This window comes from Dyella sp. 01N448 (assembly GCF_056399225.1).
The window spans coordinates 34,116-57,525 of the sequence record NZ_JBFTQX010000020.1 but is presented as its reverse complement, the minus strand read 5'-3'; the positions used below and the strand labels follow the sequence as shown (position 1 = coordinate 57,525).

At 64.5% G+C, this 23,410-nt stretch carries 17 protein-coding genes; 9 read left to right on the top strand and 8 right to left on the bottom strand.

Annotated elements, in window-relative coordinates; genetic code table 11:
- Positions 1-79: 79 nt before the first annotated feature.
- A complete protein-coding gene (djlA, locus tag AC1DKY_RS19955) occupies positions 80-886 on the bottom strand; it encodes a co-chaperone DjlA (protein WP_441605406.1) in 807 nt (268 codons plus the stop codon).
- The gene (locus AC1DKY_RS19950; RefSeq protein WP_441605405.1) at positions 883-1,161 is read right to left on the bottom strand and encodes a c-type cytochrome; all 279 of its coding nucleotides are present in this window, start codon (positions 1,159-1,161) and stop codon (positions 883-885) included. The genes djlA and AC1DKY_RS19950 overlap by 4 nt, the downstream gene beginning before the upstream one ends.
- A 265-nt stretch (positions 1,162-1,426) precedes the next feature.
- Here AC1DKY_RS19950 and AC1DKY_RS19945 point away from each other — a divergent pair, with 265 nt between their 5' ends.
- From AC1DKY_RS19945 to AC1DKY_RS19935, 3 genes are all read left to right on the top strand, one after another.
- Complete coding sequence (locus tag AC1DKY_RS19945) at positions 1,427-2,323, top strand: phosphoribosylaminoimidazolesuccinocarboxamide synthase (protein ID WP_441605404.1); 897 nt, start codon at positions 1,427-1,429, stop codon at positions 2,321-2,323.
- Positions 2,324-2,454: 131 nt separating this feature from the next.
- Positions 2,455-2,931, top strand: a complete 477-nt coding sequence (locus AC1DKY_RS19940) for an Mpo1 family 2-hydroxy fatty acid dioxygenase (protein ID WP_441605403.1) — start codon at positions 2,455-2,457, stop codon at positions 2,929-2,931.
- A 67-nt stretch (positions 2,932-2,998) separates the two neighbouring features.
- The gene (locus AC1DKY_RS19935; RefSeq protein ID WP_441605402.1) at positions 2,999-3,406 is read left to right on the top strand and encodes a hypothetical protein; all 408 of its coding nucleotides are present in this window, start codon (positions 2,999-3,001) and stop codon (positions 3,404-3,406) included.
- A gap of 120 nt (positions 3,407-3,526) precedes the next feature.
- On the opposite strand, the gene AC1DKY_RS19930 is transcribed toward AC1DKY_RS19935, so the two are convergent.
- Together AC1DKY_RS19930 and AC1DKY_RS19925 are read right to left on the bottom strand one after the other, a co-directional pair.
- Complete coding sequence (locus AC1DKY_RS19930) at positions 3,527-5,725, bottom strand: beta-agarase (protein WP_441605401.1); 2,199 nt, start codon at positions 5,723-5,725, stop codon at positions 3,527-3,529.
- Between the two features lie 91 nt (positions 5,726-5,816).
- Positions 5,817-7,148, bottom strand: coding sequence for an APC family permease (locus tag AC1DKY_RS19925; RefSeq protein ID WP_441605400.1), 1,332 nt, complete (start codon positions 7,146-7,148; stop codon positions 5,817-5,819).
- Between the two features lie 211 nt (positions 7,149-7,359).
- Here AC1DKY_RS19925 and AC1DKY_RS19920 point away from each other — a divergent pair, with 211 nt between their 5' ends.
- From AC1DKY_RS19920 to AC1DKY_RS19895, 6 genes are all read left to right on the top strand, one after another.
- Positions 7,360-8,685, top strand: coding sequence for a flavohemoglobin expression-modulating QEGLA motif protein (locus AC1DKY_RS19920; RefSeq protein WP_441605399.1), 1,326 nt, complete (start codon positions 7,360-7,362; stop codon positions 8,683-8,685).
- 382 nt (positions 8,686-9,067) lie between these two features.
- Complete coding sequence (gene dinB / locus AC1DKY_RS19915) at positions 9,068-10,171, top strand: DNA polymerase IV (RefSeq protein WP_441605398.1); 1,104 nt, start codon at positions 9,068-9,070, stop codon at positions 10,169-10,171.
- Positions 10,172-10,341: 170 nt separating this feature from the next.
- Entirely contained in the window at positions 10,342-13,287 is a 2,946-nt protein-coding gene (locus tag AC1DKY_RS19910) for a TonB-dependent receptor plug domain-containing protein (protein WP_477180035.1), read from the top strand.
- Positions 13,226-15,106 carry a tetratricopeptide repeat-containing sulfotransferase family protein gene (locus AC1DKY_RS19905; protein WP_441605396.1) on the top strand — a complete coding sequence of 627 codons (1,881 nt, stop codon included), beginning with the start codon at positions 13,226-13,228 and terminating at the stop codon, positions 15,104-15,106. The genes AC1DKY_RS19910 and AC1DKY_RS19905 overlap by 62 nt, the downstream gene beginning before the upstream one ends.
- A 52-nt stretch (positions 15,107-15,158) precedes the next feature.
- Positions 15,159-15,827 carry a hypothetical protein gene (locus AC1DKY_RS19900; RefSeq protein WP_441605395.1) on the top strand — a complete coding sequence of 223 codons (669 nt, stop codon included), beginning with the start codon at positions 15,159-15,161 and terminating at the stop codon, positions 15,825-15,827.
- 702 nt (positions 15,828-16,529) lie between these two features.
- Positions 16,530-17,561: a hypothetical protein gene (locus AC1DKY_RS19895; RefSeq protein WP_441605394.1), complete on the top strand. Its 1,032-nt coding sequence runs from the start codon at positions 16,530-16,532 to the stop codon at positions 17,559-17,561.
- Between the two features lie 60 nt (positions 17,562-17,621).
- Here the strand turns inward: AC1DKY_RS19895 and lpdA are convergent, their stop codons facing one another.
- The 4 genes from lpdA to AC1DKY_RS19875 all read right to left on the bottom strand — a co-directional run bounded on the left by lpdA (position 17,622) and on the right by AC1DKY_RS19875 (position 23,224).
- On the bottom strand, positions 17,622-19,409 hold the full coding sequence (lpdA, locus tag AC1DKY_RS19890) for a dihydrolipoyl dehydrogenase (RefSeq protein WP_441605393.1): 1,788 nt from the start codon (positions 19,407-19,409) through the stop codon (positions 17,622-17,624).
- Positions 19,410-19,512: 103 nt separating this feature from the next.
- Positions 19,513-21,219 carry a dihydrolipoyllysine-residue acetyltransferase gene (aceF, locus tag AC1DKY_RS19885; protein WP_441605392.1) on the bottom strand — a complete coding sequence of 569 codons (1,707 nt, stop codon included), beginning with the start codon at positions 21,217-21,219 and terminating at the stop codon, positions 19,513-19,515.
- Between the two features lie 194 nt (positions 21,220-21,413).
- On the bottom strand, positions 21,414-22,247 hold the full coding sequence (locus AC1DKY_RS19880; protein ID WP_441605391.1) for a mechanosensitive ion channel family protein: 834 nt from the start codon (positions 22,245-22,247) through the stop codon (positions 21,414-21,416).
- Between the two features lie 137 nt (positions 22,248-22,384).
- Complete coding sequence (locus tag AC1DKY_RS19875) at positions 22,385-23,224, bottom strand: DUF2884 family protein (protein ID WP_441605390.1); 840 nt, start codon at positions 23,222-23,224, stop codon at positions 22,385-22,387.
- Positions 23,225-23,410: the final 186 nt, after the last annotated feature.

Below are 23,410 nucleotides of genomic sequence, written 5' to 3'. Positions count from 1 at the left end.
CGCACCTTGTGCGCGACCTGAGGTGTCGTGATGGTCTGCGGTCGCGCACAGGGTGCGCTCCTACAGGTCACGGCAGAGTTTATTTGAACCCGCGCTCGGCCTTGATCCGCTCGTAGGCGGCATTGATCTCGCTGGCGCGCGATTCGGCTTGTTTGCGCATCGTCTCGGGCAGGTCGCCCAGGCGGTCGGGGTGGTGTTCGGAAATCAGCTTGCGATAGGCGCGCTTCACCGCCCGGTCGTCGACGTCGCGGGCGATGCCGAGCACGGTGTACGGATCGGGGCCATTGGTGTTGCGCTGAGGCGGCACGTAGCCGCCGTTGCCGCGCTGGCCATAACCGCGCGAGCCGCCGCTGGCGTTCCAGGCGTAGCCCTTCATCGCCATCAGCGCCATCAGCTCCATGTCGCTCACGCGCAGCGCGAAGGCGAGCTGGCGCAGGATGGCCATTTTTTCCGGCGGCGGATTGCCTTCGGCAATCACCGTCTCGATCACCACGTCCAGCACCGGGAAGGCGTGGTCGCGGCGCAGGCCCACCCAGCGGCGCAATTCCTCGATGGCCGGCGTCACGTTGAACTCCGGCTGCTTGCCGGCGTTGAACGCGGTGACGGCCTGCTTGCGTGCGTCCTGTTCAAGACCCATGCGCTGCATCAGGCGCTCGGCGACGGCGATTTCCGCCTCCGACACGCGGCCATCGGATTTGGCCACGGCACCCAGCAAGGCGAACAGCGGGCTGATGTAACCGCCGGCCTGGGGCGTGGCGCGACGGCGCTGGCCCTGGCGCAGGCTGTCGATGATGAAACCGGTGATGCCGCCCACCACGGCGCCGGGCAGCCCGTGGCCGAAGATCAGTCCGAATAGGGCGAGCCAGATGGTCCAGGTGAAATTCATGGGTTGCCTTGGGTGGGCGACGGCGTTTGCGCGCTGTACCAGCGCGCCAGTTCATCGAGGTCGGCATCGCTCATGGGGCCGATCGCCGCCCGCATCAACGGCACGTTGCGGCGACCGTCGCGGTATTGCTTGAGCGCTTCGCGCAGGTAATCGAGCTTCTGCCCGGCGAGATTGGGTGCACCCGGAATCTGCGCCATGCCGGTTTCGCCATGGCAGGCGGCGCACAGGCCCAGGCGCGCTGGCCTGGCCGGCGCGGCGGCCTGCGCCGAGGCCACGGCAACCCACGCCAACAGGGCGAATGGGAGGTGCCGGAGCAAACGCCGACGGTGGCTGGGCGGCTGGACCATGACAAAGACCCGGGCTCAAAAAGCGCCCAGTCTAGCAGCCGCTCCTAGGCCTGCCGGGAGGGACCTGAGGTCGCAACACCTCGCGCCCTGGCGTCACCCGGTAGAATGGCGGGCTTGATCGCGACCCGTCCGGGGTCGTACCGCCGATTTTCCGGCCTGCCATGCCAGGTCGGCCTTCTCAGGAGCGAACGACGTGCCCACCACCCTGCTGCAATCGAATCTTCCGGGCCTTGAGCTGATCCATCGCGGCAAGGTGCGCGACGTTTATGCGCTGCCTGGGAACCGGTTGTTGATCGTGGCGAGCGACCGCCTGTCGGCGTTCGACGTGGTGCTGCCCGATCCGATTCCGGGCAAGGGCGAAATGCTCACGCAGATTTCCAACTTCTGGTTCGCCAAGACCGCGCACCTGGTGCCCAACCACCTGCTCGACGTGCCGCTGGCCGACGTGCTGCCCGCCGGCACCGATCTGAAACTGTACGAGAAGCGCGCCGTGGTCACGCGCCGCCTGAAGCCGGTGCCGGTGGAAGCGATTGCGCGCGGCTACATCATCGGCTCGGGCTGGAAGGACTATCAGGCCACCGGCTCGCTGTGCGGCATCAAGCTGCCGGCCGGGCTCAAGCAGGCGCAGCAGCTGCCGGAGCCGATCTTCACCCCGTCGACCAAGGCCGCCGTGGGCGACCACGATGAGAACGTGAGCTTCGATGCGGTAGTCGCCGCCGTCGGCCCCGAGCTGGCCGAGCAGGTGCGCGAGGCGACGCTTTCCATCTACAAGTGGGCGGCGGCGTATGCGGCCGAGCGCGGCATCATTATCGCCGACACCAAGTTCGAATTCGGCAGCGACGAGACCGGCAAGCTCTACGTGATGGACGAGATGCTCACGCCCGACTCCTCGCGCTTCTGGCCCGCCGAGTCCTATCAGGTGGGCATCAGCCCGCCCAGCTACGACAAGCAGTTCGTGCGCGACTACCTGGAAACGCTGGACTGGAACAAGACCGCGCCCGGCCCGAACGTGCCCGCCGATGTCATCGCGGCCACCTCGGCCAAGTACGCCGAAGCGCTGCAGCGCCTGGCCAATATCACCGTCGATTGATCGGCGGCGATTGATCGCACCGGGTGGATTGCGCGCGAGGGCGTGCTAGCGTTCCGTCGACAGCTGGACTCGGCCACTCCTATGCGGCGTGGCCGATATCCCATCTTTTTCCATGAGCGGGGGGCTCAACGATGGCAGCAACCGATTCGACGCAAGGCATGCAAGGCTGGCTCGACAGTTACAGCAGCGATCATCAAAACCCGACCAACCGCTTGCTGCACTGGATCTGCGTGCCGCTGATCCTGTGGTGCGCGATCGCCATGATGTGGACCATCCCGGTGCCGCCGATGATCGGCCGCCCCGGCTTCTGGTCCGTGCTTGCCCTGGTGCTGGCGTTTACCTGGTACTGGAAGAAGTCCCGCCGCCTCGCAGCCGCCCTGTTCGTGGTGCTGGTGCTGCTATGCCTGCTCACCGAGTTCGCCTATCGCACGCTGGGTGCGCACAACTTGCTGCTTACCGGTATCGGCGTGTTCGTGGTGGCGTGGATCGGGCAGTTCATTGGACACGCGATTGAAGGCCGCAGGCCGAGCTTCTTTACCGACTTGGCGTATCTGCTGGTGGGGCCGGCTTGGTTGATGGATAAGTTGTTGCGGCGCGTGGGTATCTAAGGCGCCCGCCCCTACCCGTCATTCCGGCGCAGGCCGGAATGACGAACAAAAGAACCAGGAACACTGCATGACCACCCTGCTTACCCTAATCAGCACCCTGCTTTGGTGGGTGCTCTACAGCAGCATCGGCGCGTTGTTCTTCGCGATACTCGCGTGGTCGGTGCTGCGCTGGGTGGAGCGTTGTCCGGTGGTGTTCAACCGTACGTATCTGGCGTGCCTGGTCTGGAATCTGATCGGCCTGCTGATCGTGGCCGGCGTGGCCATCCATGAAGGTCACACCAAACCGCCGTACGCACTGCTGCTCGCCTCACCGCTACTGCGTGGGGCGCTGGTGGTGGACATGATCGTCGGCGTGTTTGTGCTGTGGCGACTGATTCCACGCATCGATGCGCATCGCATCCGGCCAGCGAGTGCGTGTATGGCGGTGGCTGTTGTGATGGCAGTGGCGTTTGGGGCGGCGACCAGCCTCGCCTGATCTCGTCTCGCGCCTGCCCTTCTTGTGTAGGAGCGCACTTGTGCGCGACACCAGTCCGCGAGGAACAACCCTGCGCCGCGGTCGCGCACGAGTGCGCTCCTACAAGGGTAACGCCGGTTGTCAGTAACCGGTCTTGCGATTCGCCGCGCGCACCGCTTCGACAAAATGCGTGAACGGCCGGTCGGTGATCGCCACCAGGCCGATGTGCGCGTTCTCGCCATCGAGCACGCGGCCGGTGACCGGCTGGTCGACATACTGGAACCAGTGCACGCCCACGATGGACGGATTGGCCACCGCGTCGGCGACGTAGTGCGCGTACGCCTCGCCGCGCTGCTGCTCGTTCCACACCGGTACCACGCCCTTGCCGAACGGACCGCGGTCGTCGGAGCCGAAATGGAACTCGGTGATCAAGGCAGGCTTGTCGAGCTTGGCGAACGCCGCTGCGTCAAACGCATGCTCGGGTAGATCGGCGTAGCCGTTGAAACTCACAACGTCGCAGAACTGCGCGCATGACGCCACCGCTTCGGGCGTGTGCACGGCAAAGCGTCCGCCCAGGAACAGGTGATGCGGATCGTGCTTGTGGATGGCCTGCGAGACGGTGCGGAAATACTGATCCGCGTACGTGCGCAGCCACGCGCTGTAATCGTCGGCGATGGCGGCATGCGCCTCGTCCGGATGGGGCGCCGCGAAGTTGGTGGCGTTGAGCGCATCCCATGAATCCAGCGAGATACCCCAGGCCGCCGCCAGTTTCGCCGGCGTGCCGTACTTCTTCTTCAACTCCGCGATGAAAGCCTGCTTGGCCGGGCTGCGCGCTTCGCCGCGCAGCGTGCCCTGCGCCAGACCCCAACGTCCCTGCGGACCCTGGCCCGCCCAGGCCAGTTCGTTGTCGGCGAAATAGCCGAGCATCCACGGGTCGTCACGCACTTCCTTGGCCGCCTGCGCCGCGGCGGCATCGGCCGCCTGCGCAAAGCGCGGGTCGAACGGATCAGGCATGCGGCCCCAGTAGTCGTAGCCGCTGGAGACATTGCCGAACACGCCGGCGATATTCACCGAACGCGTATACGCCATGCGGTGCATCTGGCTCAGCGCGTCGTCGCTCCAGTTGCCCAAGGTGTTGAAGCCCCAGTTGTCGAGGCGCTCGATGGTGCGCGTGCGCCACGCCTGCCGCCAATGCCGGCCATCGGCCAGGAACAGGTTGGCCGAGTAGTAATCGAACCACTTGCCCTGGTGATAGGCGATGCCCGCCGACGCCCCCTGGTCGCCGCCGGTCTTGCCGGTGGTGCCGTAGAACGGCGCCCAGCGGCCGCTGTCGCGCGGCAGATCCCTGAACATGAATTCGCGGCCTTCGATGATCGTGCGGCCGCCGTCGTCGTCAACCACGTTCACGCCCAGCGAGAAGAACGCATGCCCCTCCGGCGTCACCAGCTGCCAGCGACCATCATGCTGCTCGGTACGGAACCAGCCGGTGGCTTTGAACGCGGGCACATCCGTGCGACCGCCATAGCGGTCGAAACCCTTGCGCGGCGCCGGCGCCTCGACCGTCGCGCCCGGCTTGCTCTTGGGACGACCGCCGCGCAATACCTCATCGGTATCGACCTTGCCCGGCCACTGGCCGCGCGTGTACTGGCCCCAGGCGTCGACGATGCCGGTATAGGCATCGCGAAGATCATGATCGCCGCGCGACGTCTCGAGCTTGCCGAACATCAAGGTCTGCGCCGCGGTCGGTGCCGGTATGCCCAGGCGCACGGCCTTCACATGCGCCAGATCCAGCGTGCCTTCCACCGTGGTCGCCACGAAGACGCGCTTGCCGCCAGCCATATAAGGCATGGGCGGAGCGGCCTGCATGCCCATCGCGCGCGGCGAGGTGGCGTGCAGCGGTATCACCAGCGTCTGCGGCGCACCGGCGGGAATGCCAACGGTGGTGTGCAGATGCTCGCCCTGCTTGGCGCCATCGATGTCGACGGTGAGCGTCACCGCCCACTGCATCGCATTCTGCATGTCTACGCGCAGCGAGCCTTCCTTCGACCAGTCGCCCTTGTCCAGCATCACCGTGACCTGCGGCTGCGCCGCCGGCTGGAATACATAGCGCTGCAAGGACATGCCCTGCACCGTGACCGGCTTGCCGTCGAGCACGACGTGATCGAGCGTGGTCTGCGGCGACGGCGGCGCGGGCGTGGCTACCGGTGCAGCGGGAGCGCTCGCCGCAGGAGCAGGCTTGGCGGCGGCATGACTGAGATCGGCCCGGTCGGTGTCGCTTGCCTTATGGCAACCCGCAAGCACCGGCAGGCACGCGATGGCAAGGAAAACGATCCGGTTCATCGGCGGCTCGGTGCAGGGAAATGGCGGCAGTATGCCTGTGCCGTCTGAAGGACGCCTTGCTGGGTCGACGCAGGTTTTTGCACTGGCGTGTTCATGCCGATCTCCGCTGCCATGCACGCCATGCGTAGTAGACGGGCACGCCGACCAGGATCAGCACCAGGCTCATGCCTGCGTCGCCGGGGGAATGGATGGCGGTCGCCACGATCACGCCCAGCACGGTCAAGACAAACAGCAGCGGCAACACGGGATACAACGGCACCCGGTACGGCGACGGCTCGTCGCGGAACCGGCGGCGATACCAGAACAGCGTGGAGATGCCGAACGCATGCGACAACCACTCGCCCACGGTGGTGTAGTCGACCAGCTGGCCGAAGCTGCCGGAGACCACCAGCACGATGGCCCAGCCACCCAGCACCGCCAGCGCCACGCGCGGCGCATGCGAGCGTGCATGGATGCGACCCACCGGGCCGAACAGCATGCCGTCCGCGCCCATGGTCTGCAGCACGCGTGCACCGCCCGCGATGGCGATGCTGCAGTAGCCGAAGGTGGAACAGGCGATGCCTACCGCAATCAGCGTGGCGCCGCTTTCGCCAAACAGGTGGCGCATCAAATCCGCTGCCGGCGCCTGGCTTGCCGCGAGGCCCGCGTGCCCCAGCCCGGCGAGATACGCAAAGTTGACCAGCACGTAGCAAACGACCACGCCGCCCAGGCCCAGGCCCAGCGCGCGCGGCAGCGTGCGTTGCGGCTCGCGTACTTCGCCGGCCAGATCGTTGAGATAGTGGAAACCGCCATAGGTGAACAACACCGGCAGCAAGGCTCCGAGCAGGGCGCCCGGCGGCAGCGATTTGGTGGTGTCAGTCGCCAGCACATTGCCAAACTGGCCATGCGCCAGGATCACGCCAGTGACCACGACCAAGGCGATGGCCGATAGCTTCAAGAGCGTGAACACGTTCAACATGCGCGAACCCGCGCGTATGCCGAAGAAATTGACGCCCACGATGAATGCGATGGCGCCCGCCGCCACCGGCTTCACCCACATCTGCGGCGAAAGCCCGACCGCGGCGCACGTGTAGTCGGCGAACGTGGTGGCCACGGCGGCGACGCTGCCGGGGTAATTGATCAGCGCCATGGTCCAGCCGAACAGGAAGGCCGGCAGCTGGCCATAGGCTTCGCGCAGATAGATGTAGACGCCACCTGCCTGCGGCCGGCGTGCGCCCAGCTCCGCGTAGCAGAGCACGCCCGCCAGGGTCAGCAGGCCGCCGATCGCCCATAGCGTGAGCAATTGCGCGCCCGAGGAGGTGCGTTCGGCCACGGTGGAGGCACTGCGGAAAATGCCGGCGCCAATCACGCCGCCGATGACGATGGCCGCGGCATCCCAGGTACCCAGGCGGCGCAGATACGCGGAAGAAGTCTCAGCGGTCATGGGGCGGCACGGCTTCCTACGCGACAGATCGAGCCCCGGACGATAGCCGACTGGCGCCGACTCTTCGACATCTCGCTGCAACATGCTGGACCGCCGCGGAATTTTCGGCCGCAGGCGCGGCCCTTCGCCAACGCGTCACGGCCGAGGGGGCACAGTCCAGGTTTCCGTCGCTGCGCGCTGGCCACGCCCGACCAGCCCCTGAGGAGGACTCATGAGCACCGTCGCAAGCGCCGTTCGTCCCGAAGACGACAAGACTCTCGGCCCCTTGCTTGAGTGCGACCGCGCACTCTTGAAGGTCGGCAAGAAAATCCGCGTGCTGAAGGCCATCGACTGGCCCGCATCCATGGAAGCGCCGTTCCTCGCCTCCTGGGAGAAAGGTGATCCGGTGCTGCCGCAGCCTCCCGTGCGCCATCCGGACCTCAACAGCGAAGCGGCCGCGCTGAAGGCCATCATGGACAAGATCGATCGCGGGCATCCCATCGGCAATTGGTTGTTCAAGACGGCGTGGAGCTACCGCACGGCCGCGCAGATGCTGATGAACATCGGCACCGAACGCTTCACGCAATGCTCCACCGCGCTCTATGGCCGCCCCGACACGACGTATCGCAGCCAGACGTCCAATGCCGTCGACGCTGCCAAAGATCTGCTCGCCATCAGCGACGACCTGATCCATCGCGAAGAGATCCCACGTGTCGCCGCCGACATACCCGCCGAGGAATTCGCCCGGCGCCTGCGCGAGCGGCTGGGCCCGTTCTTCGACAAGGACAAGGTCGAGGTGGTGCTCGACCCGGATCTGCCTTCAAAAGCGACGGCCGGCAGCAAGAGCATCAATCTGCGTTCGACTGCCTTGTTTTCCGAGCTGGATCTGGAGCAGCTCACTGAGCACGAAGCGTTCGTGCATACCGCGACCTCGCTCAACGGCAAACACCAGCCCTATTTCAAGTCACTGGGACTGGGCGCGCCCCGCACCACGCGCACGCAGGAAGGGCTGGCCACGTTCTCGGAGATCATCACCGGTGCGATCGACCTGAACCGGCTGCGTCGCATCGCCTTGCGCGTGGTCGCCGTGAAGAACGCGCTCGATGGCGCCGACTTCATCGAAGTGTTCCGCGGCTTTCTCGAAGCCGGGCAGACGCCGACCGAGAGCTACCAGAGCGCGGCGCGCATCTTCCGCGGCGGCGATCCGAAGGGCCGCATCTGCTTCACCAAGGATGGCGCCTATCTCGAAGGCGTGATGCTCATCTATGTGTTCATCCGCAAAGTGCTGCAGGCGGGGCATGCGGAAATGCTGCCCATGCTGTTTGCCGGCCGCGTGACGACGTCCGACGTCATCACGCTCAGTCCCTATCTGCACGATGGCCTGATCGCGCGCGCGGTCTACGTGCCGCCGTGGGCGCGCAATCCGCAGCGCATTCTGTCGCTGATGGCGTTCTTTACGGCGGCGCAGCGTTTTCGTCTCGACACGTTTGATCTCAACCGTTTCGTGGAGTTTGAGGACGAGCGGATTGACGAGAGCCTGCATACCTTGTGGCAATGAGGGAACGCGAGTCGGGCACAGGGTGCCCTCCCACAGTGACCGCGCTCATTGTGGAGGGGTGTCCTCCAATGTGACCGCGCTATTTGTGGAGGGGGGCCCTCCAATGTGACCGCGCTATTTGTGGAGGGGGCCCTCCAATGTGACCGCGCTATTTGTGGGGCGGTGTCCTCCAATGTGACCGCGCTATTTGTGGAGCGGTGTCCTCCAATGTGACCGCGCTATTTGTGGAGGGGTGTCCTCCAATGTGACCGCGCTATTTGTGGGAGGGGTGCGGTCCGATGTGATCGCGCCTTTGTGGGAGGGCACCCTGTGCCCGACACGCCACGCGCCGGAGAGACCGTTTCGTGTTTGACTATGCCCCTCTCCCACCAACCGCTGCACTGTGCCCGCCCGACCCCGCAAGATCATCCATGTGGACATGGACGCGTTCTACGCGTCGGTGGAGCAACGCGACGATCCCTCGTTGCGCGGCAAGCCTGTGGTGGTGGCATGGCGCGGCGCGCGCTCGGTGGTGTGTGCGGCAAGCTATGAGGCGCGAAAGTTCGGCGTACGCTCGGCCATGCCTGCCGTCCGCGCGGAGCGACTGTGTCCCCAGGCGGTGTTCGTGCCGCCCGACTTCAGCCGCTACAAGGCGGTGTCGCGGCAGGTGCGCGAGATCTTTGCGCGCCACACGCCGCTGATCGAACCGCTGTCGCTGGACGAGGCCTACCTCGACGTCACCACCACGTTGACCAGGCTGCCCTCGGCGACGGCCACGGCGGAGGCGATCCGCGACGCGATTCGCGAAGAAACCCAACTCACCGCCTCCGCTGGCGTCGCGCCCAACAAGTTTCTTGCCAAGATTGCGTCAGACTGGCGCAAGCCTGACGGTCTCTTCGTCGTGCGCCCACATCAGGTTGCCGCCTTTCTTGCACCGCTGCCGGTAGGCCGCCTACCCGGCGTGGGCAAGGTGATGGAAGCCAGGCTTGCCGAGCTGGGCATCGTCACTGTCGGCGATGTGCGCAGCTTCAACGCGCTCGAGCTCGAACAGCGCCTCGGGCGCTGGGGACGACGCCTGCACGAGCTCTCGCTCGGCATCGACGATCACCCCGTGCAACCGGATCGTCCCACCCTGCAGGTATCGGCTGAAGACACTTTCGAGCACGACCTGACGCTGGACGAGATCGAGCCGCATATACGGCGATTGGCTGAAAAAGCCTGGGCTGCGCACGAACGCGAGGCTTCGGGCGACCATGCGCGCGTGGCGCGCACCGTGGTCCTGAAACTGAAGACGTCGGACTTCCACACGCTGACACGTAGTCTCACGCCAGCTTCACGTCCGGACTCCGCGAGGGAGCTGGCCGACATCGCTTGTGCCCTGCGTGATCGCGTTGAAAGACCGGCGCAAACCCGCTATCGCCTGGTCGGCGTAGGACTGGCGGGCTTCGTGGAGGCCGACAGCTTTGTCGCGCAAAGCGACCTGTTTGGAGCTATTGGTTTCAACTGAAACCACGCAAGGAAGTAAACCTAGGCCGAAAGAATTGTTAAAGAGGTCTTGTCTCGATCTCTATTTCCTGAAACAGTGGACTCGGGGAACCCATCAAGCGGTGCAACACCTGTAGACGTCTAGGCGCCTATAGCGGGGACTCTTTTGCCTACGAATTCGGGGAGACAACCATGCAGTCCAATTACAATCGACTATCGATAGCGGTACGTTTAGCGCTTTCCGTAGGTATCGCTTCCACGGCCGTGATGGCCCAGGCCGAGGACGTCGCAAACAAGGACGCAACGGGCGACCAGGCCCAAACGAACGCACAGACTCAGGGGACCGCCGACCAGGCCGCAAGCAAGTCCACGGCCAAGACGCTTACTGCTGTTTCGGTCACCGGCTCGCTGATCCGCCGCGTCGACGCGGAAACCGCCAACCCGGTGGTGACCATCGATCGCACGGCGATCACCAATAACGGCTCGCCCACGCTGGGCAATGTGATCCAGCAGCTGCCCAGTGTCTCGGGCAACGCGACCAATACGCAGAACAACAGCAACGGCGGCGGCGTCGCCAGCCCGACGCTGGAAGGCGGCGACGGCGCAGCACGCGTATCGCTGCGCGGCCTGGGTACCGACCGTACCCTGGTGCTGATCGACGGCCAGCGCCTGGCCAACCCCGATCTCAACATGATCCCGCAGAACATGATCGAGCGCGTGGACGTGCTGGCCAACGGCGCCTCCACGGTCTATGGCTCGGACGCGGTCGGCGGCGTGGTGAACTTCATCCTGCGCAAGGATTACAAGGGCGCCGAGCTGAGCGTCAACGACGGCATCTCCTCGCATGGCGATGGCCAGCGTCATGGTGGCCAGTTCACCGTGGGCGCCACCGGCGACCAGGGCAACATCGTCGCGGGCATCGACTACAACAAGCAGGATCCGGTGATCGCCACGCGTCGCAGCTTCTCGGCGCATCAGCTGTCGCTGTACAGCTCCGGCCCGCAGATCTCCGGCTCGCACACGGTTCCCACCGGCAAGTTCCAGCTGCCTGCGGGCAATCCCAACCTGCCCGCGGGTTGCACCTCCGGCCTGCTCACCCTGGCCAGCGGCAACGGCAGCAGCCCCAGTGACTATCGCTGCTTCAACAACGCCAGCGACGTCTACAACTACAACGCCTTCAACTACATCCAGACCCAGTCCGAGCGCACCAACCTGTTCGTGCTCGGCAATTACAAGATCAACGACCACGTCACCTTCTTCGGCGATGCGTTCTACAACCACACGCATTCGTCCGGCCAGGACGCGCCCGCACCCACCAGCGGTACGGACGGCTGGTCGGTGGCCGCGAACAATCCGAACAACCCGTTCGGCGTGCCATTCGGTGATCCGGCGGTGGCAGGCAACAACCTGATCAGCACGCGCCTCACCGGCGTGGGCAATCGCGTGCACACCTTCAGCACCGATAACCAGCAGGTCAATGCGGGCCTCCGTGGCGACTTCGGTGGCAACAACAGCTGGATCTGGGATGCGAGCGTCGACTACGGCCGCACGCATCGCGTGCAGACCAACTTCAACGAAGTGAACATTCCCGCCCTGCAGGCATCGATCGATGCGGGCGCGAATATCTTCGACCAGGCCGATCCGGCGGTTACCGCACAGCTCAAGAATGGCGTGAGCAACCCGGTCTACGCCATGACGCAGACCATGAAGCAGGTGCAGGCCAACGCGTCGGGCGGCCTGTGGGATCTGCCCGCCGGCACCATGCAGCTGTCCACCGGCGTGCTGTATCGCAAGAACACGATGGATTACACCGTCACCAGCGATGCGTTGCTCGACATCTCCAAGGGCACCTGCGTGGTGTTGCAGGAAGCCTGCGGTTCGCCGGCCAGCGGCAGCATCAACGTCAAGGAAATCTACGCTGAAACGCTGATCCCGCTGCTTTCCGAACAGCCCTGGGCGTACTCGTTGAACGTCGACCTTGGCCTGCGCACGTCCAACTACAGCACCACCGGCACCACCACCAACGGCAAGTTCGCGGTGGAATATCGTCCGATCCAGGACCTGCTGGTCCGCGGCACCGTTTCGCAGGTGTTCCGCTCGCCGAACCTGGACGAGCTGTATGACGGCCAGACCATCACCAACCCGACCGTCAACGACCCGTGCTACAACCTGTCGGCAGCCCAGCTGCAGCAGCACGCAGCGGCCTGTCAGTTCATGCCGCCCAACACCAACTACACCAGCACCCTCAATACGCAGATTGCGGGTCACTACTCGGGTGCGGCGACGGTGGGCAGCACGCTCAAGCCGGAAAAGGGCAAGTCCTATGACCTGGGCTTCGTCTACTCGCCGAGCTGGCTGGAAGGCGCGTCGGGCACGGTGGATCTGTGGCGCATCACGCTGAAGGACATGCTGACCATCATTCAGGCGCAGACCGTGCTGAATGAGTGCTACGCCGACAACGGCAGCCCGTACTGCCCCTTCATCAACCGCTACGGCACCGGCACCTCGATCCCGGGTGGCATCAACTACGTCAACACGCCGTACGTCAACCTGGGCAACCTCAGCACCAGCGGCGTCGACTTCACGTTGAACTACGCCATCCCGCACTTCGATGTGGCCGGCGTGAACCCGGGTAACTTCAAGACGTCGCTCAGCGGTACGTACATCGATACGTTCAAGAACGACGCCACGCCGGGCGCACCGGGTGCCGAGACGATCAACTATGCCGGCACCTACACCCAGCAGTTCGGCAACATCAGCCGCTGGCGCGGTGCGTTGACGATCAACTGGGCACTGGGCAACTGGAGCGCCCAGTGGCAGAGCCGTTACATCAACCACCTCAACAACCTCACGTCCTACGCCGATACCGGCCAGGCCGTGTCCATGCCGATGGGTGGCATCACGTACCACAACATCCAGGCAGGCTACGAGTGGGCGGCGATCCACACGAAGATTGACCTGGGCATCGACAACCTCAGCGGTCGCATTCCGCCGCTGGTGTACCAGAACGGCCTGAACTACAACGTCGATACGGCAACGGCTCTCGCTGCGGCCACACCGCTGTTAAGATCGGGCGATGAGCACGTCTGCACATCCATCGCCCACTGCCTTGGCGGCCAGCATGCTTGCCGCCTATAACGCTGGCGACATGTCCCGCGTGCTGGAACTGGGTCGCGCGATCGGCAAGCTGTCCCAGGCCGATGAAACCAGCCTGCTTTTGCTCAGCGCCGCGCAGCAGGCGACAGGTCACCTCAACGATGCGCTTGTCCTTTGCCGCGAACTCACCCAGCGGCGTCCGGACGTCTCCGCGTACTGGAACAACCTGGGCATCGTCGCCCGACAGACGTCGGAGCTGAACCTCGCCGAAGAGGCGCTGCGCAGGGCCCTGGAGCTCGCGCCGCACGAAGCGGAGGTCTGCTACAACCTCGGCCTGCTCTACGCACAACAACAGCGCTGGCTATTGGCCCGAGAAATCCTGCTCGAAGCCGTCACACTCGCGCCCACCTTCATCGAGGCACGCCTGCAGGCCGCCTACGCCTGCCACTTTTGTGGCGACACCCGCGGTGCCGAGGTGATGCTTGAAGGCGCGCACGCGTGGCCTGCGCAGACGGCCGAACAGGCCTTGATCCTGGCCACCATCCTGTCGAGCCTGGGCTATCAGGACAGCGCCTTCCACAGCCTGGCACAAGCCATCCTGCCCGAGGGGCCAGAGCGCATTTCCCTGATGCGACGGATCACGGCGCTGCGCGCCTCGATGCACGAGCGCAGCAATCGTCTTGAGGAGGCCCGCGCCGAGTTGAGCGAATTGCCGCTGGACATGTTGAGCTCGCTGCCGCCAGCCGAGTGGGAGCTGCGCCACGCCGGCATCCAGGTGCACGCCAACTTGGCGGCCCGTGACGGCGAGCGCGAGCAGGCCGCGCAGTTGTTCGCACAACTGCAGGGCGAGCGCAGCGACGCCCATCTGCAGGCCAATGCCGCCTTCAGCCTCGCCGGCATACGCGACAAGCAGGGTCGGCACGATGAGGCCTGGCAAGCACTGCAGGAAGCACATGCCGCGCAGCTGCGCTTTGCCAGCGACTTCGTGCCGGAGATGCTGGAGGAAGATAGTCAGCCGCTGGAGATGGTGGAGCACACCGTCAGCCGGCTGGCGCATGATCGCTGGTCTGCCCTGCGTGCACCGCGCAGCGAGGCCAGCCCGGTCTTCGTCGTCGGCTTCCCGCGCTCGGGTACCACCCTGCTTGAGCAGATGCTCGACGCCCATCCACACTTTCGTTCGATGGATGAGCGCGCTTTCATCTATGAGCTGATCAAGCGCATGCAGCTGGCGGGGCAGTCCTATCCCGCCGATCTTGCCGGACTCACCCAGGGCAATGCGGAGCAGCTACGCAGCATCTACGCCGATGTCGTGCGGCGGGTCGCGCCCGACCTGGGCGATCGGCAGCTGGTCGACAAGAATCCGCTGAACATGTTGTGCCTGCCGATGATCATGCGGTTGTTCCCGGAAGCGCGCATCATCCTGTGCCTGCGCCATCCCTGCGACGTCCTGCTGAGTTGCTATATGCAGGCCTTTCGCTCGCCGGCGTTCATGGTGCTGTGTTCGTCGCTGGAGCGGCTGGCGCGTGGCTATGTGGATGCCTTCGAACATTGGTTTGGCCATGTCGAAGTATTCGCGCCGCGCGTGCTTGAGTGGCGCTACGAATCGGTGGTGTCCCGCTTCGACGAACACGTCGCCAAGCTCGGCCAATTCCTCCAGCTGGAGGACAGCACGCCGATGGCGCGCTTTGCCGAGCACGCGCAGGCGAAGGGTTACATCAGCACGCCCAGCTACGCGCAGGTCACCGAGGGTATCCATCGCAAGGCGGTCAATCGCTGGCACGCCTATCGCGAGATGTTCGAGCCGGTCCTGCCTATCCTGCAGCCCATGCTGAATCGGCTGGGCTACGAAACCAACCTTTGAATGCGGTGCCCGCGGCACCGCGCGTTTGATGACCGCGATGGAAGAATTCAACATGCATTTCGAAGTCCCCAAGGTGAAGATGCATTCGCTGCGCGAATTCCTGCAGCACTACCTGATGATCGTGCTCAGTATCCTGACCGCGCTGGGCCTGGAACAGTGGATCGAGGGCGCGCACCACCGGCACGCCGCCGAGTATGCGAGCACGCAGATCGATTCGGAGCTCGACACCATGCTGCGCGACATCCAGTCGACCATCCAGACCGACGAGAAAAGGCTTGCGCCACTGATCGCCATCGACAAGGCGATCCACGATGACGTGCAAAAGGGCTTGCCGGATGCCGAGATCAACAAGCACATCCGCGAGCTGAACGGAGGTTTCCGGCTAAGCATCAACTGGCCCACCTTCAACACGCAGGCCTGGGACGTCGCCGTCGCCAACCAGTCGGCCACGTGGATCGAAGTTGCGCGCCTGCATCGGTACACCGCCGCTTACGCCGCCGTACGCGATACCGCCAGCTGGACCACGCACAACGCGACGGTGGCGCTCGACGCGCCGCGGATGATCAACCTGCAGACGCGCATCAACCTGGGCAGGGATGTCGACCCGGTGGAATTCCTCAGTGTGTCGCAGCAGATGATCAACAGCTCGAAAGAGACCATCGCGTACCTGCAAGACGCGTCGAAGCCGATCAAGGCTGCACTGGCGAAGACTGAGCATTGATCGACTTCAGCAGCTGATGGCGCCGTCGCATGGCGGTGGCGCCACATCGCTTCACTTGATCGCAGTCACCCTGCAATACAACGCGATGAAACTGCGCACTGCATGCGGCGTGACTCGCATCCCATGCATCGCGTCGAAAGACTTCACGAACCAGTCACAACTCGACGCGCTGCTGTGCGCAAAGTGCGCAGCACGTCACAGACATTGCCGGCATCACGAAAACCGCTTGTTTTAAGCACTCTGCGACATGCGCGAAGCAGGTCGAGGCAGGTTTTCTCAAGGCGTCGCAATGGCGCCATTCGCGTCCGTGCAATTTTGCGACAGCATGGAAATCGATACGCGCAAGTTCACCTAATGCGCGAAACAAGAACTTGTTTGTACTCAATAGCTCGCGTCGCTTTGATCGATGCAGGGCTTGCTGTCGAATTGCTTACAGCGGCGGACGCACTTTATTTCGATTTGCAACAATGATTTTTATGCGTTACCAAACCCGGCAGAGCACTCGCCGTCACTGGGTTTTCTGAGTGTTCGTGATCGAAACGTGATCGCTCCAACTCCTTCCGTCCGGAAGGATCAACGCAACCGCAAGTGACGCGCCGCAACGTTCCGTTGCTGGCGTGAGGGTTAGTTGTTGCCTGTGATCGGCCACCGGAATTCCCCGGGGTCGAAACCAATAGCTATTCGCGTATCAGGGAGAAATCAATGCGTGCACAAACCAAGATCGCTGTTCTTGCCGGCCTGATTGCCGCCGCCTGCCTGCCTGCCGTCGTTTCCGCCCAGACGGCGAACCGCATCGGTTCGCTGGAAGAACAGGCACAGGCCAGCTGGCGCGAGAGCATGGCGCACATCGCCACGCCGTCGGAAGGCTGTTTCCAAGCCACTTATCCCAGCGTCATCTGGCACCAGGCTGCCTGCCACGCGCTGCAGCCGCGCGTCGCGCCGGTGCCGCGCTTCAAGCTGTTCAATAGTGGCGCTGCGCAAACCGCGGGCAACGGCAATGACTACACCATCCAGACCAGCAGCTTGATCACCCAGGCAGTGGGCAGCTTCCCGTCGGTGACGGGTGTTACCTCGGAGAAGGGTGTGGGCGTGGCGGCTTATGGCGGCGGCGGCATCCTGGGCGCAAACGAATACTCGCTGCAGATCAATTCGAGCTTCGACGACACCACGTCGGTGTGCAAGAGCCATTCGGGTTGCACGGTGTGGCAGCAGTTCGTCTACGCGCCTGACTACGAGGTGCAGGGTTCGGCGGCCGTGTTCATGCAGTACTGGCTGATCGGCTGGGGCAGTTCGCGTTGCCCGAGCGGTTTCGGCAGCGACGGTGAAGGCGATTGCTATAAGAACAGCGCCGCGGCGTCGGCACCCGATGTAGCGGCCACGCAGCTGGGCAACGTGAAGCTCACCGGCACCGTCACCGCTGGTGGCAATGACACCGTGGTCTTCACCAATGGCACCACGGCCTATAGCTCCAGCGGCAAGGACAGCGTGCTCTTGTTGGCCAGCGTGTGGAAGGTCGGCGAGTTCAACGTGGTCGGCAATGCCGGCGGTTCGGAAGCCCAGTTCAACAGCGGCTCCTCCATCACCGTGAAGCTCGCAGTGACCGACGGCTCGACCGCCGTGCCGTCCTGCGTGGCCAACTCCGGCTCCACCGGTGAAAGCAACAACCTCAACCTCGGCAGCTGCACCGCCAGCGGCGGGTCCACGCCGTCGATCCAGTTCACCGAATCGAACTGATCGCAGAAAAGAAGAGCCCGGGATTTCCCCGGGCTCTTCGTGTGCATCACCAGCGATCGCTTACTTCTTCTTTTTCGGAATATAGAGATCGGTGATGGTGCCTTCGTAGACTTCGGCCGCCATGCCCACCGATTCACCCAGCGTGGGATGCGGATGGATGGTGAGGCTGATATCGGCCGCTTCCGCGCCCATCTCGATGGCCAGGCACAGCTCGCTGATCAGGTCGCCCGCGTGCGGGCCGACGATGCCGGCGCCCACGATGCGATGGGTTTCCTCATCGAAGATCAGCTTGGTGAAGCCCTCCGTGCGATCGATGCCGATCGCGCGACCGCTGGCCGCCCACGGGAACTTGCCCACACCGATCTTCAGGCCCTTTTCCTTCGCCTCGCGCTCGGAGACGCCGACCCAGGCAATTTCCGGATCGGTGAATGCCACCGACGGGATCACTCGTGCATCGAAGTAGCTCTTCATGCCGGCGACGACTTCCGCCGCCACGCGTGCTTCGTGCGTGGCCTTGTGCGCCAGCATCGGCTGACCGACCAGGTCGCCGATGGCATAGATGTGCGGCACATTGGTGCGCATCTGCGTATCGACGTTGATGAAGCCACGATCGGTCACGGCCACGCAAGCCTTCTCGGCGCCGATCTTGTTGCCGTTGGGCGAGCGGCCCACGGCGACCAGCACGCGGTCGAACACGGTGGTTTCGGGAATGCTTTCGCCTTCATAGCTGACCTCGATGCCCTTCTTGCCGGCCTTGGCCTCGACCACCTTGGTCTTGAGGTGCACGCCCTTGAGCTTCTTGGCCAGGCGCTGCGCCAGCGGCTTGATCAGGTCGGCATCGGCGCCGGGGATCAGCTGGTCCATGAACTCGACCACGGTCACTTCGCTGCCGAGCGCGGAATACACCGTGGCCATTTCCAGGCCGATGATGCCGCCGCCGACAACGAGCAGTTTCTTCGGTACGTCCTTGAGTTCTAGCGCGCCGGTCGAATCGATGATGCGCTCGTCGTCCCACGGGAAGGCCGGCAGGCGCACGGCCTGCGAACCGGCGGCGATGATGGCGTGCTCGAAGCGCAGCAGCTTGGTGCCTTCGGCCGTCTGGACTTCCATTTCGTTGGGCGACACAAAGGTGCCGACGCCCTGCACGGTACGCACCTTGCGCTGCTTGGCCATGCTGGCCAGGCCGCCGGTGAGTTTGCCGACCACCTTGGTCTTGAAGTCGCGCAGCTTGTCCAGATCGAGCTTGGGCGCGCCGAAGGTGACGCCGTGCGCGGCCATGGCCTCGGCTTCGTCGATCACGGCTGCCGCATGCAGCAGCGCCTTGGACGGGATGCAGCCCACGTTGAGGCAGACGCCGCCGAGCGCGGCATAGCGCTCGACCAGCACGGTATCGACGTCGAGATCGGCGGCGCGGAACGCGGCGGTGTAGCCGCCCGGGCCTGAGCCGAGCACGACCAGCTTGCATTCGATGTCGGGCGTGCGGCCCGAGGCGCCAGCGGCCTTCGGTGCCGGTGCTGCAGCAGGTGCCGGCGCGGGCGCGGCAGCGGCCGGAGCGGGCGACGGTGCGGCAGCTGCGGCCTTGGGCGCTTCTGCCTTGGCGGCGCCATCGGCCACTTCCAGCACCGCGATCAGCGCGCCTTCGGACACTTCGTCGCCTACCTTGACCTTCAGTTCCTTGATCACGCCAGCGGCGCTCGACGGAATTTCCATCGTGGCCTTGTCCGACTCGAGCGTGATCAGGCTCTGCTCTTTGGCGACGGTGTCGCCGACCTTCACCAGCACCTCGATCACCGGCACGTTGTCGTGACCGCCGATGTCGGGGACTTTGATTTCGATGGTGCTTGCCATGGGGAATCCTTGAATTTCTTTTCGCTACGCAGTGAGGGACCGACGCAAGATTGGCCCCTCACCCCAGCCCTCTCCCCGGAGGGGAGAGGGAGCTAAGAGCGCGTCAGAGCAGCAGGCGGCGGATGTCGCCCAGCTGCTGTGCGAGGTAGGTGGCGAAGCGCGCGGCGAGCGCGCCGTCGATCACGCGGTGGTCATAGCTCAGCGACAGCGGCAGGATCAGGCGCGGGGCGAATTCCTTGCCGTTCCACACCGGCTTCATGGACGCCTTGGACACGCCAAGAATGGCCACTTCCGGTGCGTTGACGATCGGCGTGAACGAGGTGCCGCCGATGCCGCCCAGCGAGGAGATCGAGAAGCAGCCGCCGGACATGTCGTTCGGACCGAGCTTCTTGTCGCGCGCCTTCTTGGAGATCTCGCCCAGTTCGGTGGCCAGATCCAGCAGGCCCTTCTTGTCGCAGTCGCGGATCACCGGCACCACCAGGCCATCGGGCGTGTCCACCGCGATGCCGATGTGGAAGTACTTCTTCAGGGTCAGCTTCTCGCCCGACACATCCAGCGAGGAGTTGAACTGCGGGAATTTCTTCAGCGCGGCAACCACGGCCTTGATCTGGAACACCAGCGGGGTGATCTTCAGATCCTTGTTCTCTTCGCCGAGCTTCTTGCGGAAGGCTTCCAGCTCGGTGATGTCGGCATCTTCGTGCTGGGTGACGTGCGGGATCATCGCCCAGTTGCGCGCCAGGTTGGCGCCGGAGATCTTCTGGATGCGCGACAGCGGCTTCTCTTCGATCTCGCCGAACTTGCTGAAGTCGACCTTCGGCCACGGCAACAGGTTGAGACCGCCGCCTGCGGCGACCGGTGCACCGGTGGGACGTGCGCCCGACGCCAGTGCGTGCTTCACGTAACCGGTGATGTCTTCGCGCTGGATGCGGCCGCTGCGGCCGGTGCCCTTCACCTGGCGCACGTCCACGCCCAGCTCGCGCGCAAAAGCGCGGATGGCGGGGCTGGCGTACGGGGCGTCACCCGGCATCACGATGCCGGCATCGAACGGCGGACGCGCGGTGGGGGCCACGTCGCCTTCCGGCGCATTGCCCGGCAGCACGCTTCGGCCACCGACGGGCTCCGGCTTTTCTTCGACCGTCGGCGCGGCGACCTTGGCGGCAGCCGGTGCGGGAGCGGGAGCCGGTGCGGGCGCAGCGGCACCGCCGGCAGCTTCCACGAGGGCGATCACGTTGCCTTCGGACAGCTCGTCGCCGATCTTGACCTTGATCTCTTTCACCACACCCGCGAACGGGGCCGGCACTTCCATGGTGGCCTTGTCCGATTCCAGCGTGATCAGGCCCTGGTCCTTGGTGATGGTGTCGCCCACCTTCACCAGGATCTCGATCACCGGCACGTCGTCGCTGCCGATATCGGGCACCTTCACTTCCTGCACGCCACCACCGCCGGCGGGAGCCGCAGCAGGTGCCGGTGCGGGGGCAGCCGGCGCAGGGGCCGGCGCAGCAGCGACCTTGGCGGGCGCTTCGGCCTTGGCCGGCGCGGCAGCCTGCTGGGGAGCAGGCGCGGCAGCCTCACCGTCGGCTTCGATGATGGCGATCAGGGCGCCCTCGGACACCTCGTCGCCCACCTTCAGCTTGATTTCCTTCACCGTGCCCGCGAACGGGGCCGGCACTTCCATGGTGGCCTTGTCCGATTCCAGCGTGACCAGGCCTTGTTCCTTGGCGACCTTGTCACCGGGTTTCACCAGCACTTCGATCACCGGCACGTTCTCGCTGCCGATATCGGGAACGCGTGCTTCTTTAAGGTCGGCCATGGTTGCTCCTACGGATGGCGATGGCGAGCCGGCGGGGATGACGGCCGCGTAAGGTTTTCAATGATAGCGAACGAGACCGCGTTCTGGACGCTTTTGGATCGTTTGAAGGCACCATTCGCATACGTATGCAAGACTTTGGTCTAGCTATTCCGGGCCTGCCGCAACGACGATCCCGGCCGCAGCATTCCACTTCGTCAGGTGGTCTGCTCCGACGGGCGTCCTTGCAGCAATACCAGCTGCTGCTGAGGCGCGGCGAGGCTGATGCCTTCCGCCTCGAAACGCTCCTTGAGCGCGCGCAACAGATCGGTCTGCGCGCCCCAGCCATCGGCGCTCTTGGTATAGGCGCGCAGCACCAGCATCACGCCGCTGTCGCTGAGGCTCTCGGTCCATACGCCCGGCGCAGGATCTTTCAGGATGCGCGCATCGGCGTCGAACAGGCCGCGGATCAACTCCATCGCCTTGCCGAGGTCATCCTTGTAGCCGACGCGTACTTTCAGCTCGAAGCGGCGGGTGCCGCGGCGGTTGAAATTGATGATGGCGTCGGAACCGATCTTGGCATTGGGCACGACCGCCTCGCGGTTGTCGGGCATGGTCAGCATGGTGTGCATCAGGCTCACCGCTTCCACCGTGCCTTCCACACCGCCGGCCTGAATGTAATCGCCCACCCGGAACGGGCGAAACACGATCAGCAGCACGCCCCAGGCCAGATTGCTCAACGACCCCTGCAAGGCCAGGCCAATGGCCAGGCCGCCCGCGCCCAGCGCAGCCACCAGCGGCGCCGAGGGCACGCCGGCCTGCTGCAGCGCCATCACGATCAACATCGCAATCAGCACGCCATAGATCAGGTTGCGCAAAAAACCGCTGAGCGTCACGTCCACATTCGCGCGATGCATGGCGCGCTGGGCGATATTGGCCACGCGCGCGGCCAGCCATACGCCGATCAGCAGCAGCAAGATAGCCAGGCCGATATTGATAAGCACCGAAATGGTGGCTTCGGAAAGGGGCAGACGGGCCAGAAGATCGTGCATGAGTGGCGGTGCTCTCAACGAAAAAACCCCGAGAGACTACCAGCGCAACAATCAAGGTTCTGTTTCGCCCACGAAAAATGACCGCGTCGACAGCACCGACGCGGTCCAGTGTCTGGCAGGGGAGCCCTGACGAAGGATCAGTGCGCGGATTCGCCTCCGCCGGCGCGGGCACTGTCCGTGGCTGTCATCAGCTTCTTGTTATGTTCTTTCTTGTCGTAGGCCAGCAGCTGCAGGCGCGAGCCATCCTGCAGCCGGAACTGGAACTGGTGTTGCAGGGCGTCCAGCGAACTGAGCTTCGGACACAGCGCATCGGCGTGCTTGTCCAGTTCGTCGGCGCGCTTGTTCACTTCGCGGTCGATGCTCTTGTCCAGCGACTCGGCCCGCGCCTGCAGCGCTGCCACCTTGCTCTGGTCACCGGATAGCGCCGCCGAGACGGCCTCACCAGCCACCTTGGAAACCAGGTCGGAGACGGAATTCTCGACGCTTTTTTCGACGACCTCTTCCATGTCGTCGGATTTCCACACGCCCTTGCCCAGCCCGTCGTCGACGCGTGCCAAGGCCAGGCGATGATTCTCATCCAGACGTCCCACCATGCGGTGGCGCTCGTCGTCGTTTTCGGCGAACGTCATCAGCACGGTGCGCATCGCGGCAAAACCGATGTTGACGCCCTCGCGCGCGACGTCGGCCACTTCCGGCAACAGCAGCCGTACTTGCTGCTCGTAGTCACGCAGGCGTGCGGCATCTTCGCCGCTCAACGCCACGTCGCGGCCATCCACGCGCAAGTGGCCGTCGTGCATGAACACGTCGGCGGGCTTGCCGTCATTACGGTGGAAACCGATGCCGCCGGGCATGACCTGCACATCGTAGGCGGTCGAATAGCCGCAATGGCCGTCATGTACTTCGAGATCGTGCGCGTGCGCCGCGCCGCCCAACGCCAGTCCCGCCGCCAGCGCGCAAGCCATCATGGTGGTACGCATGTCGTTCCCCTTCCGTGTGCCACATGCCGTGGGCCTCGATCGCCACGATGCAGCACGGCATGAGTGCGGGCATGGGCTTGAGGTCATGCCGTGCCACCAGTCACCCGAGACTTCTGGGCTATCGGGACTTCCTGGCTATGACGCAGCGCGCATAGGAATGCGCCGACAGGCACGCTAAGTTCCCGA

Coding starts and splice junctions, on each gene's coding strand:
- djlA (WP_441605406.1), bottom strand. CDS start 886: ATGAATTTCACCTGGACCATCTGGCTCGCCCTATTCGGACTGATCTTC.
- AC1DKY_RS19940 (WP_441605403.1), top strand. CDS start 2,455: ATGGCAGCAACCGATTCGACGCAAGGCATGCAAGGCTGGCTCGACAGT.
- AC1DKY_RS19935 (WP_441605402.1), top strand. CDS start 2,999: ATGACCACCCTGCTTACCCTAATCAGCACCCTGCTTTGGTGGGTGCTC.
- AC1DKY_RS19930 (WP_441605401.1), bottom strand. CDS start 5,725: ATGAACCGGATCGTTTTCCTTGCCATCGCGTGCCTGCCGGTGCTTGCG.
- AC1DKY_RS19925 (WP_441605400.1), bottom strand. CDS start 7,148: ATGACCGCTGAGACTTCTTCCGCGTATCTGCGCCGCCTGGGTACCTGG.
- AC1DKY_RS19920 (WP_441605399.1), top strand. CDS start 7,360: ATGAGCACCGTCGCAAGCGCCGTTCGTCCCGAAGACGACAAGACTCTC.
- AC1DKY_RS19910 (WP_477180035.1), top strand. CDS start 10,342: ATGCAGTCCAATTACAATCGACTATCGATAGCGGTACGTTTAGCGCTT.
- AC1DKY_RS19905 (WP_441605396.1), top strand. CDS start 13,226: ATGAGCACGTCTGCACATCCATCGCCCACTGCCTTGGCGGCCAGCATG.
- AC1DKY_RS19900 (WP_441605395.1), top strand. CDS start 15,159: ATGCATTTCGAAGTCCCCAAGGTGAAGATGCATTCGCTGCGCGAATTC.
- AC1DKY_RS19895 (WP_441605394.1), top strand. CDS start 16,530: ATGCGTGCACAAACCAAGATCGCTGTTCTTGCCGGCCTGATTGCCGCC.
- lpdA (WP_441605393.1), bottom strand. CDS start 19,409: ATGGCAAGCACCATCGAAATCAAAGTCCCCGACATCGGCGGTCACGAC.
- aceF (WP_441605392.1), bottom strand. CDS start 21,219: ATGGCCGACCTTAAAGAAGCACGCGTTCCCGATATCGGCAGCGAGAAC.
- AC1DKY_RS19880 (WP_441605391.1), bottom strand. CDS start 22,247: ATGCACGATCTTCTGGCCCGTCTGCCCCTTTCCGAAGCCACCATTTCG.
- AC1DKY_RS19875 (WP_441605390.1), bottom strand. CDS start 23,224: ATGCGTACCACCATGATGGCTTGCGCGCTGGCGGCGGGACTGGCGTTG.